Here is an 11,538-nt window from a genome sequence, read left to right as displayed (position 1 = left end):
ACGAACGCGCGATGATGCCTGATGACGCCAATGACCGGTTGCGCGCTGACGAACGTGTGGAGCTCCTGCTGGCTCAGATGACGCCGCAGGAGAAGGCATGGCAGGTGACGGCTGCGCCCGCGTGGTTCCTGGTGGCACCCGATGGTCGTGGCCATGAGGGGATCGACGCGACTCCGACCGCGTACACCAACCTTGCACGCGACTTTGTCGTCGAACCCGCGCGCATGCTGTCCGCTTCCGAGCGGGTGTTTTCTTCCGCGGTGACATACGAGAGGGGTAGCTGACATGCCATCGTCAGCCGTTCAGCCCATCATCCCGGGGTTCTATCCCGATCCCACGATCTGCCGAGTCGGGGACGACTACTACCTCGCGAACTCGAGTTTCGAGTACTTTCCCGGTGCGCCACTGTGGCACAGCCGTGACCTGGTGACGTGGGAGCGGGTGGGCAACATCCTCACCTCCCGCGAACAATTCGTCGAGGGCGCGTCGCGTCCATCCAACGGCATCTACGGCTCGACCCTTCGCCACCACGACGGCCTCTTCTACTTCATCACGACCAACCTGTCGGACTACGGGGCCGGCCAGCTCATTGTCACGGCGAGCGACCCGGCGGGGCCGTGGAGCGCACCGGTGTGGGTACCGCAAGCGCTCGGTATCGACCCCGACCTGGCGTGGGATGACGACGGCGTGTGCCTGTTGACCTGGCACTACCTCGACTTCGAGACGGGCGAGCAGGACATCCGTCAGGCACCCATCGATACGGCGACGGGGATGTTCCTTGAGCCCGCAGTGCCGGTGTGGCAGGGCAGCGGATTGGCCGCGGCAGAGGGGCCGCACCTGTACCGCATCGGCCGCTGGTGGTATCTGGTGCTCGCCGAAGGCGGCACCGAGCGAGGACACTGCGTGACCGTCGCGCGCTCGCTTTCGCCTCGCGGCCCGTTCGAGGGCTGCCCAGCCAACCCGGTGTTCACCAAGCGCTCAACCGTCGAACCTGTCCAGTCCGTGGGTCACGCCGACCTCGTGCGCACTCCGGCGGGCGAGTGGGCGGCCGTCTACCTCGGCACCCGACCGCGCGGGTCGACTCCAGGCTTCCACGTGCTCGGGCGCGAGACGTTTGTTGCCGGTATCGAATGGCGTGACGACTGGCCCGTGTTTGTCGATGACGCCTGGGAGGTGGAGGAACCATCGACCGCTCACGCCACGCACTTCAGCGAGCCTGACTGGGATGCGCACTGGGTGGTGCCCGAAGGGGTGCTCCCTGCCGCTGGCCGTGGTCTGGTCAGCCTTGAGCCCGACCGCTACCTCTGCACCCGCGTCACAGACTTCTTGTGGACGGCCGATGCGGTGGTTGCCGGCGAGGGCGGCCTGGAAGTACGCATGGATCGCCGGCACGCCTACGGCGTGACGGTCAGGGACGGCCTCGCGCGTGCCTTCGTGCGCATCGGCGGTATTGAGGCCGAGGTGGGGAGGGCAGACGTTGCACCGGGCGACGTGACGGTGCGGATTGCAGCAGTGGACCCCGGCCGGGCAACGGTGCCGCTATCCGATGCCGGCCCCGACGACATCGTGCTGAGCGTGGCGAGCGAGTCGCAGGAGGTCTCCCTCGCGCGCATCGACGGGCGCTATCTGTCCACCGAGGTCGCAGCGGGCTTCACCGGGCGCATGCTCGCGCTCGGCGCCGCGGGGCACTCGAGTCGCGTGCGGGCCTTCTCTTATCAACCATCACGAGACTTGCGCAGCTGAGGTCACGGCCGCGCACCATGCGCGTCGCAACCGCGCCGCGTTCCATCAACGATGCTGGAGTGAACACATGAAACCTGTAGTAACCCGCAGAACCTCGCGAGGCCGAGCGGCGACCATTGCGTTGTCGACGTCAGCGCTCGCGGTGGCCGCGATCGCCACGCCTGCCACGATGGCGGTAGCCGATCCGGCAGACTGCGTCGAGGCCGCTGGCGCCTGGCAGATCACCGCCGACTGTGTCGATCCCGAATGGACGGAATTCACGGTGCTCTCGGAAGAGGATGTCGACGGCGAGTTCCCGCACCATCTCGTCACTGGCCGGTTGGGAGCTGAGGGCTCCACCATGACAGTGACGATCGCTCTGCCTCCGGCGGACGCCTTCGAGGGCCGCTTCTTCCAGTACACCTACCCCTTCCCGGTGGAGTACGGCGAGCGTGCCCTGGAGTTCGCCCTCGAGTCCGGTGGCTACTCCGTGGCCGTGGGCAACGGCGGCCTCGCCCTGGGCTATCGCCACGCTGCGGCCGGCGCGAAGTTCGCCGAGGCCTACGCCGCCGAGTACTACGGCTGGGACGAGGAGATCTACGGCTACCTGTACGGCCCGAGTGGCGGTTCATTCCAAACGACCGGTGCCGCCGAGAACACCACGGGGGTCTGGGACGGCTTCGCGCCGTTCGTTCAGGGGACGATGGTGGCAACCCAGCACCACAAGATTCGCGGACTCGCGGAACTGGTGCTCGGGGACAAGGCCGACGACATTCGTGACGCGGTCCTTCCCGGCGGAAGCGGCGACCCGTACGCCACCCTCGACGAGGCAGAGGCGACCGTCCTGAGGGAGATGACGGAATACGGCATCCCGCTGGCTGCGTGGGAGTACCCCGAGTACCTCTTCGGCAAGGCCTGGCCGTATGACGGCAACGGCCTGCTGGTCGCCAATGACTCCTTGCGCGGCGTCGACCCCACGTACGCCGACGACTTCTGGAACGCCGCCGGGTACGTGGGATCGGAGGACTCCGCTCTCGGTGACAAGGTTCGGGAAATCCTGGCCGACCTCGGTGACACCGAGGACAACCGGTGGATCATCGCTTTGGGCTTCTACCACCGGTACGCACTGCCGCTGGACTATGAGAAGTACCCGACCTTTGATCAGTTCCTTGATGACAGTGGCGACCCGCTGTACCCCCAGCGCGAAGCCAGGGCGGGGAGCTTCTTCGGTTCGGTGTCAGGAGGCGCGAAGTTTGACGGCGACATCAACGGAAAAATGATCATCGTCCAGAACTTGTACGACACGGATGCCTTCGCTCACAACGCCGTGTGGTACTCGCAGGAGGTCGTCAACAGCCTGGGTAGCGACGGCGCGCAGGAGAACTTCCGTCTGTACCTCACCGACCACGCTGATCACCAAGAGGCGCCGGCTGTCGATGACCGTGCCAAGCACCTGGTCGACTGGAATGGATCGGTCGAGCAGGCACTGCGCGACCTCGCTGCTTGGGTTGAGGACGGGGTCAGTGCGCCGGCTTCCACGACGTACGAGATCATCGGGGGGCAGGTCACTCCGGCCACCAGTGCCGCGCAGCGGCACGGTATTCAGCCCACGGTGGATCTGCTGAGCGCAGGCGAAGAGTCCGTGACCGTCGAGGTGGGTGAGGCAGTGACGCTGACCGCATCGGCGCAAACGCCACTGTCGTCGAGCAAGGTCGTTTCCTTCGCATGGGACTGCGAGGGTGATGGCACCTACACCTCGGCGGACGTCGCCAGCCCGGCGCAGGCGGTCTCGGTGAGCAAGACCTGCACGTTTACCGAGCCAGGCGAGTACTTGGTGGCCGTCAAGGTGACGTCGCAGCGCGACGGTCACGAGGGGGACACCTATGCGCGAGTCGAGAACCTCGACCGTGCACGGGTCATCGTCGAGCCCGCCTCGACCGACCCGACCCCGGACCCCGACACCGACACCGATGGTGATGCTGACGGTGACGGCACGGCCGACCCGGCCGTTCCCGTGCCTGCCGACCCGACCTACACGGGATAAGCAGTCGTCGTGAAGTGATCCGGCTCGGCGGCACACGAATGGTGTGTCGCCGAGTCGGCGCGGGTGGACATCGAGACTCCCCGCGGACAAGTAGCCGTCGCTTGGCGCAAGGACCAGGCGCGGTGGTGGCTCGACGTCAGCGTTCCCCACGGCTCGACGGCGACGTGTCGCGTCCGTGCACACGTACGGCACTTGAGTGCTGGGGAGCACAGCGAAGCGTTCGAGCTGTGAGGTGGGGTGGGTATCCACCCCACCTCACAGGGGTCAGCGACCTGCCTGCCAGTCGGCAAGCTCGGCGAGCTTGCCGACCATGTCCGCGATCATGAGCCGGTTGTCGATGCTGATGTAATAGCGCATCGGCCGTCCTTCCTCGACCTCAACCCAGGTGCGCTTGCCCTCAAGCGTGGGGGTGGGAAGCATGAGGTAGGTCGAGGTGGCCGGGTCCGGGTCGTAAGGGGTGTGGAGCGCGGTCAGGAGCACGAGCGGCTGGTCGCCCATGATGTAGACATCGCCGGTGCGATGGCCGTCGGCTACGAGTCCCGCGAGTGCCGCGTCGAGTTCGTCGTGCAGGTACTGGCCGGTGAGGCCAAGCGGCCTCACCAGGGTGCGCACCTCCGACATCGCCATCATCGCGTGGCGATACGTGTCTGCTGGCACCTGCCACACGGGGATGGTGGAGTGACCAAAAACAGTGCGCACAGCATGCGGGTCGATCATGGTGTTGTACTCGTCGCGGGGCTCACCTGATGTCTCCGTGCGCAGGGCAGGGTGCGTGGTGCCGCCGATCCACACCAGTGTCATGCGGTCCGCGATGCTGGGCTCGAGCAGAAGCGCACAGGCGAGGTCGGTGAGGCCGCCGCCAGCGGCGTAGAACAACGGCCGGTCGTCGTCCCGCAGCGCCTCGGCGACGATGGCGCGCGCGGCGGGGGTGTCATAAGCGGTATGGGGGTCTGCTAATGCGTGCTCGGCGCCGGTGATGACTCGGTCACCTGCTTCGAGGCCCATGCGTGCCAGGATGTGGTGCACGACGGCCGTGCCATGCGCCGCTTGCTGGTCGCTAGGGTCCCAGCCGTCGCCCGCGGGCAGGTGAGACGACACGATCAGGCGGGTCTCCGCATCGGGTGACAACAAGTGGTGAACCACCTGGTAAAGGTCGTCGGGGTCGCCGATGAAGTCGTTGTCGATAATGACGCGATAGCGAGATGTCTGCTGGTGGGGAGCGAGCCAAGGGATAGAGCCAATGCTCCAGCGCAGACTCGGGTCCACGGCGACATCGTCGTGGGAGGTGGGCAGGCGGGTCATGGCTACCTCGATTCCGTTGCGGGTGTGGGAGCGGGGGCAGGCGGGGAGTCGGCGACCAGGCTCGCGAGGTCGTGGGACGCGGGCCTCACGCGCTCGATCATGAGCCAGTAGACGGCGACAGCAATGGCAACGCAACCGCCCATCAGTAGGGCCATGGGCGCGACAGACTCGACGCCGAGGACACCCACCAGCGGGGCAGTCAGTCCTGCCATGCCGAAATTCGCCGCGCCCAAGAATGCTGACGCGGTACCGGCCTGATGTGCCTGGCGGCCCATCGCAATGACCGACGTGCAGGGGCCCACCGTGCCTGCGCCGGCCATGAAGACCACGGTCGCGGCGGTGATGCCCGGTACCCCGCTCGCGGCGGCGGGGATAATCGCGAAGCCAGCGAGCGCCACCAGGGGCAGGCTGACGCGCAGCACGCGGTAGGGGCCTGCACGACGCACCAGGCGAGCGCTGGCCTGCGTACCCACCACGAACGCGACCGCGTTGCATGCGAAAACGATCGAGTAGCTCGTGCTATCGAGTGCGTAGGTCTCCTGGAGGAGGAACGACGAGGCCGTCATCATCGTGAACACGCCCGAGACAATCAGGCCGCCGACCAAGGCCGAGCCCAGGAAGTCGGGAGTGCGGGCGAGCCCTGCGTAGCGGGTGGCAATGGCTCGCGGGTGCATCGGGAGGCGACGCTGCGGAGGCAAGGTCTCGCGCAGGCCTACCAACGCGATGAGGAGCATGAGTGCGCCGTACCCCGCGATGACCACGAAGATGCCGCGCCAGTCCATCAGGCTCAGGAGTTGGACGCCGAGGAAGGGGGCGAGCACGGGGGCAAGGCCCGTGACCACCGCGATGCGTGCAAGAACCTCAACAAAGCGGGACCCGCTGTACAGGTCTCGAACGATGGCCATGGACGCCACCGCGCTTCCGGCCGCCCCGAAGCCCTGGACCAGGCGGAACGCCAGCAGTGTGCCGATGCTCCCTGCGCTCGCGACGCCAATACTCGCCACGACGTGAAGCGCGGTCGAGGCGATCAGGGGCGTGCGTCGACCGGCCGCATCGGCCCAGTTGCCGACCAGAAGCTGCCCGAGGGCGAAGCCCAACGTTGTGGCCGTCAAGGACAGCTGCGTCGCGGCGGTGGTCGCGCCAAGTTCGGTTTGGATGCGGGGCAGTGCGGGGAGATAGAGGTCGACTGTCAGTGAGCCGAGCGCGGCTAACAGGCACAACACCACCAGCGTGCTGCGTGTCGGGGAGGTCATGACGGAGCGGACGGGACGTGAGGACATGAGGCGTACCTGGACGGCCTTTGGAGCTGTGTTGCGGGTGCCCCGGCGCCGTCGTCGTCCGGTCCCGGCTTCCAGGTTATGCAACGTTCCACACTCGGTCAAGTGCGCCGAGTATCCTGATGCGTTGGCACGTTTCGGGAGGATCCACATGAGCCACGCAACAGACATCACTGTCATCGCGACGGGCGGGACCATCGACAAGGAGTACCTGCTGTCCGGGGACCTTGCGGTGGGGGAGCCTGCGGTAGCGCGCGTTCTTCACACGCTCGTGCCGTCGGTGACCGTGCGGGTGGTGGGAGTGCTGGCCCTCGACAGTCGCGACATGGCGGACGCTGACCGCGAGGTGCTCGCGCGCGAAATCGCGACTGCCCAGACCAGTGCCGTCGTCGTCACCCACGGCACCGACACCATGGCCGACACCGCCGAGTACTTGTCCGGGCGCGTGGCCGACGGGGTGACGGTGGTCCTCACGGGCGCACTGCGGCCCGAGACCGTCGCGGGATCTGATGCTCATGTCAACGTGGGGTTCGCGCTCGCGGCCGCGCAACTAGCGGCGCCGGGCGTCTACGTCGCGATGGGTGCGCGGTTGTTCGCCGCCGGGACTGTGCGCAAGGACCTCGCGACGGGCGCGTTCGTCGCGCTCCCGCGGTAGTGGAGCAGCGGCTGGCGCGCCTCGCCCCGCTCGCCGTCGCCCTCTCCCACGCCCCGCTCTCCCACGCCCCGCTCTCCCACGCCCCCTCCTCGTTCGCGTAGGCCTCGCCCACTTTCCGCCGCGCTGTGCGCGCTGCGCGTAGATGTGGGACGCGCGGGGCCGTCGTCGCGTGAGTGGCCCCGACGCGGGGCCCCGCCGCCACGCTGACCCTCACCTACGCGTACCGCGCACCGAAGCTCCAGATCTGGGCGACGTCTACGCGAACCGAGGGCGGGGCCGCGGATGGGGCTCGGGGTGGGGCCGCGGATGGGGCTCGGGGGGTGGGACCGGGAGCCCGATGTGCGGCGAGCGCCTAGGTCACGGCCCCCAGCTGCCACGGCACGAACTCATCGGATCCCAGGTCGAGCTCCTCCGACACGGTCTGCTCGCCGGACGCGACGCTCAGGATCTTCTCGAAGATCTCCCGCCCGACCTCCTCCAAGGTGGCCGTGCCGTCCACGATGCGCCCGGCGTTGAGGTCCATGTCCTCGGTCATGCGCTCGTAGGTCTCGGTGTTGGTCGCGACCTTGATGGAGGGCGAGGGCTTGCAGCCCAGCACGGATCCGCGACCGGTGGTGAACACCACGACGGTGGCGCCGCCGGCGACTAGGCCGGTCACGGAGACGGGGTCGTAGCCGGGCGTGTCCATGAAGGTCAGGCCTGGCAGATCGATCTTCTGCGCATACTCGCGCACCGCGACCAGCTCGGAAGACCCCGACTTCGCGACGGCCCCGAGCGACTTCTCGAGGATGGTCGTGAGGCCGCCTGCCTTGTTGCCGGGGGAGGGGTTGTTGTCGAGCGTGCCGCCACCGTGCGCGGCGTATTCCTCCCACCAGCGCAGGCGGGCGAGCAGCGCATCGGCCACGTCTTGGGAGACAGCGCGGCGCAGCAGCAGGTGCTCGGCGCCGTAGACCTCGGGGGTCTCGGCGAGCGCCGAGCGCCCGCCCTGTGCGATCAGCAGGTCGCTCGCGAACCCCAACGCCGGGTTGGCGGTGATGCCGCTGTAACCGTCGGAGCCACCGCAGTTGGTGCCCAGCACGAGGGCCGATGCGGGGGCTTCCTCCCGCCGCAATGCCTCCACTCCCGGCAGCATCCCCTCGATCGCGGCGACTCCCGCGCGCACCGTCGAGCGGATGCCGCCCGTCTCCTGGATGGTCAGGGTGGTGACGGGCAGGTCCTCGCGCAGCGCGAGCCCGTCGAGGATGGTGGCCGCTGGCAGCATCTCGCAGCCGAGGCCGAGCACGAGCAGGCCCGCCATGTTGGGGTGCGAGGCGTAGCCCTGCAGGGTGCGGCGGGTGATCTGCGCGCCCTCGCTCGTGGGCACCAGGCCGCAGCCGGTGTCGTGGGTGAGCGCGACCACGCCGTCGACGTGGGGGTAGGCGTCCAGGACCGGCCCGCGGAACTGGTCGGCGATCATGCGCGCCGTCGACGCCGAGCAGTTGACGCTCGTCACGATGCCGATGTAGTTGCGTGTGCCCCACGAGCCGTCGGAGCGGCGGTAGCCCAGGAAGGTGCGCTGCTCGGTGGCGGGCACGGTGGGGCGGCGGTCCACGCCCACCTCGACCTCGCGAGTGCTGTCATCCATGCCCAGGTTGTGCGCGTGCACATGCGCGCCGGGCCGGATGTCGACCTTCGCGCGGCCGATGACCTGGCCGTACTTGCGTACCGGTTCTCCCGCGGCGATGGCGCGCAACGCGACCTTGTGGCCCCGCGCGATGTTCGAGCCCACGGTGAGCTCGCCAGTGGGCCCACCGGTCAGCACCGTGCCGCCCGCCAGGTCGCGCGTCGCGACCGCGACATCGTCCTCGGGGGCAAGGATCAGTGTCACCTGGGGCAGGTCCAGCGTGTGCGGGGTTGCGGTCGCAGGGCTCATGACGACACCGCGGCAGAGTTGACGGCCGATGCGGTGGCGACCAACGCCGCCACGTCTCGTACCGCGGCGCTCACCGCGTGGCGCCAGCGATCGTCCTCGGCGAGGGCGGCGGGGAACACCTCTCGTACGGCGAGCATGCGGCCGGCGAGGCCGCCCACCGGGCCTGCGGCAGCATCGGCCAACAAGGATGCGAGGGGGTCGTCGAGCACGACGGGTGCGCCCGCAACGACCAGTTCGCCCTGCGCGCACGCGCGGACGTAGAGCATCCAGGCCGCAACGGCCCGCGCCATCGCGTGCGGCACGTGGCCGGCGTCGAGCCGGTCGCGCGCGGTGGCCAGGAACCGGATCGGCACCTTCTGCGAGCCGTCCATGGCGATCTGCACCGTGGTGTGGCCAATGGCGCCGTTGGCGAAGCGCTCGAGCACGGACTCGCGGTAGGCCTCGAGGTCGATCTCGCCGCGCTCGCCCAGCGACGGGATGGCGTCGTCGTCGATCTGGGTGCGGGCCAGGGCGTGCAGCTCGGGGTCAGCGACAGCGTCGGCGATCAGCGCGTGGCCGCGCAGCGCGCCCGCGTAGGCGAGCATCGAGTGGGTGCCGTTGAGGATGCGCAACTTGGCGTGCTCGTATGGCGCGACGTGGTCGGTGAACGTCGCACCCGCGTCCTCCCACGCGGGGTGAGGCCCGGTGAAGCGGTCCTCGATGACCCATTGCGTGAACGGCTCGGCGACCACCAAGCCGGCATCGCTTGCGCCCAGCAGTTGCTGCGCGGTCGCGCGGTGAGCGTCTGTTGTCGCCGGCACGATGCGGTCGACCATGGTCGCGGGGAACGCCACCGAGGCGCGCAGCCACTGGGCAAACTCCACCGCGCCGGCCGCGGGAGAGACCTCGAGGATGGCGTAGACCAGGCGCTCCACGGTGGGTCCGTTGTCGAGCAAGTTGTCGCACACGACGACGGTGATCGGCTGCGCGTCGCCGCGCCATCGCCGGGTGAGTGCGCGCAGGAGAAGGCCGATGGCACTACGGGACGGAACCGACGCATCGGCCGTCGAGCCATCGATTTCCTTGGCGAGTACCTCGAGGTCGAAGGCGAGCGCCGCATCGGCTAGGTCGGGGCCACCCCCGGGGGCCCTGCGATAGCCCTTCTCGGTGACGGTCAGAGAGACGATGTGCGTGCTGGCTGCCGCGACGCACTCCAGTACCCGCGCGGTGTCCTCGGCGGGGAACAGGACATCACGCACGGCGCCGATGAGGTCGAGCCGCGAGCCCGCATCCGACAGTTCGAGTACCCCGTACAGCCCGGCCTGGGGCAGCAGTTGGTCGCGCACCGATGCGCTGCGCTGGGTCACGCCGACGATGCCCCAGCGGTCGTCGCCGGTGAGCGTCGCGGCCTGCTCCGTGAAGACCGCCTGGTGCGCGCGGTGGAAGGCGCCGATCCCCAAGTGGACGATGCCGGGAGCCGCGTCGCGGTCGAGTGCGGCGAGCGGGCGCACGGCCGGATCGAGGCCACCCGCACTCAGCGTCGCGAGGGTGGCGGGGGACAGTCGGGGTAGAGACGTCATTGTCTTCCTTCTGGGTGCTACGCGTGGGCTGGCAGGGGGTGGGTCGAGTCGCGCACCACGAGTGCGACGGGAAGGCGCATGGTGTGGGCGTCACCGTCGTCCAGGCGCAGGCGTTCGAGAAGCGTGATGGCCTCGTGGCCTGCGCGGGTCAGGGGAATGGCGACGGTTGTCAGTTGGGGGGAGACGTAGGTCGCCGCGCCGATGTCATCGAACCCCAGCACGGAGACGTCCTCGGGAACACGCACGTCGCGGGCGCGCAGCCGCGACATGACGCCCAGGGCGATCAGGTCGTTGTAGCACAGGAAGGCGGTCGCGCCGGTCTCGAGTGCGAGGTCGGCGGCCGCGACGCCGCCTTGATGCACAGGCCGGTGGCTACCGACGTCGGCCACCTGGATGCCGTCCACGGAGTCGAGCGCCCGTCGCCGATGGGCGTCAGACCATGAGGAGGTGGGGCCGCCGATGTATGCGACGTGCCGGTGCCCCAGCGCGCGCAGGTGCTGCAGCGCCTGGGTGACGCCGCTCGCCGAGTCGAACGTCACCGACGGCAGGCCCTCGACCTCGCGGTTGACCAGGACGATCGGGCCGGCCGCCGCGCACTCGCGGATCTGCTCCTCGGGCATGCGTGGGGAGCACAGCACCAGGCCGTCGACGTTGGCCTGCAGGTCGCGGACGATCGCGAGCTCGGCGCGCGGGTCCTCGTCAGTGTCGGCCACCAGCACCGAGTATCGCGTGCCCCGTGCCTGGGCCTGCACGCCTTTGGCGATCGCCGCGAAGGAGGGGTTGGCGAGGTCGGGCAGGACCAATCCCACGTGCCCGCTATGGCCCGAGGCGAGTGCTTGTGCTGAGCGGTTGGGTTGGTAGCCCAGCCGCTCAGCGGCCTCGATCACCCGGTGGCGGCGTGCCGTCGAGACGGTGTCCGGTGCGCTGAGCGCTCGGGAAGCCGTGGCGGGCGATACGCCTGCCGCGATCGCGACGTCTCGCAAGGTGGCCACGGTGCCCTCCCTTCTGCTGTGGTCAAGACCGGGTGGCAGTGGCGACCGGGCCTTCGCGGCGCCTGGGCGGGACGC

General features: G+C 68.9%; 10 protein-coding genes. 5 read left to right on the top strand and 5 right to left on the bottom strand.

Annotated features, from left to right (window positions below; genetic code table 11):
• Positions 1 to 14 precede the first annotated feature (14 nt).
• From ACK5NO_RS08540 to ACK5NO_RS08525, 4 genes are all read left to right on the top strand, one after another.
• A complete protein-coding gene (locus ACK5NO_RS08540) occupies positions 15 to 284 on the top strand; it encodes a hypothetical protein (RefSeq protein WP_416812243.1) in 270 nt (89 codons plus the stop codon).
• A 1-nt stretch (position 285) separates the two neighbouring features.
• Positions 286 to 1,743 carry a family 43 glycosylhydrolase gene (locus ACK5NO_RS08535; protein ID WP_416812242.1) on the top strand — a complete coding sequence of 486 codons (1,458 nt, stop codon included), beginning with the start codon at positions 286 to 288 and terminating at the stop codon, positions 1,741 to 1,743.
• Between the two features lie 67 nt (positions 1,744 to 1,810).
• Entirely contained in the window at positions 1,811 to 3,766 is a 1,956-nt protein-coding gene (locus ACK5NO_RS08530) for a hypothetical protein (RefSeq protein WP_416812241.1), read from the top strand.
• A 63-nt stretch (positions 3,767 to 3,829) separates the two neighbouring features.
• Complete coding sequence (locus ACK5NO_RS08525) at positions 3,830 to 3,997, top strand: alpha-L-rhamnosidase C-terminal domain-containing protein (protein ID WP_416812240.1); 168 nt, start codon at positions 3,830 to 3,832, stop codon at positions 3,995 to 3,997.
• Between the two features lie 33 nt (positions 3,998 to 4,030).
• On the opposite strand, the gene ACK5NO_RS08520 is transcribed toward ACK5NO_RS08525, so the two are convergent.
• The gene (locus tag ACK5NO_RS08520; RefSeq protein ID WP_416812239.1) at positions 4,031 to 5,068 is read right to left on the bottom strand and encodes a nucleoside hydrolase; all 1,038 of its coding nucleotides are present in this window, start codon (positions 5,066 to 5,068) and stop codon (positions 4,031 to 4,033) included.
• A 2-nt stretch (positions 5,069 to 5,070) separates the two neighbouring features.
• Positions 5,071 to 6,348, bottom strand: a complete 1,278-nt coding sequence (locus tag ACK5NO_RS08515; RefSeq protein ID WP_416812238.1) for a multidrug effflux MFS transporter — start codon at positions 6,346 to 6,348, stop codon at positions 5,071 to 5,073.
• Between the two features lie 148 nt (positions 6,349 to 6,496).
• On the opposite strand from ACK5NO_RS08515, the gene ACK5NO_RS08510 reads away from it, so the two are divergent.
• A complete protein-coding gene (locus ACK5NO_RS08510) occupies positions 6,497 to 7,000 on the top strand; it encodes an asparaginase domain-containing protein (RefSeq protein ID WP_416812237.1) in 504 nt (167 codons plus the stop codon).
• Positions 7,001 to 7,352: 352 nt separating this feature from the next.
• On the opposite strand, the gene ACK5NO_RS08505 is transcribed toward ACK5NO_RS08510, so the two are convergent.
• The 3 genes from ACK5NO_RS08505 to ACK5NO_RS08495 are packed head-to-tail and all read right to left on the bottom strand — an operon-like array spanning position 7,353 to position 11,463.
• The gene (locus ACK5NO_RS08505) at positions 7,353 to 8,912 is read right to left on the bottom strand and encodes a UxaA family hydrolase (protein WP_416812236.1); all 1,560 of its coding nucleotides are present in this window, start codon (positions 8,910 to 8,912) and stop codon (positions 7,353 to 7,355) included.
• On the bottom strand, positions 8,909 to 10,471 hold the full coding sequence (locus tag ACK5NO_RS08500) for a mannitol dehydrogenase family protein (RefSeq protein WP_416812235.1): 1,563 nt from the start codon (positions 10,469 to 10,471) through the stop codon (positions 8,909 to 8,911). The genes ACK5NO_RS08505 and ACK5NO_RS08500 overlap by 4 nt, the downstream gene beginning before the upstream one ends.
• Before the next feature lie 17 nt (positions 10,472 to 10,488).
• Entirely contained in the window at positions 10,489 to 11,463 is a 975-nt protein-coding gene (locus ACK5NO_RS08495; RefSeq protein WP_416812234.1) for a LacI family DNA-binding transcriptional regulator, read from the bottom strand.
• Positions 11,464 to 11,538 lie beyond the last annotated feature (75 nt).

The organism is Demequina sp. (assembly GCF_047975725.1).
Classification (GTDB): domain Bacteria; phylum Actinomycetota; class Actinomycetes; order Actinomycetales; family Demequinaceae; genus Demequina.
Note: the sequence above shows the minus strand (reverse complement) of the source record. Positions and strands in the feature narration are given on the sequence as shown.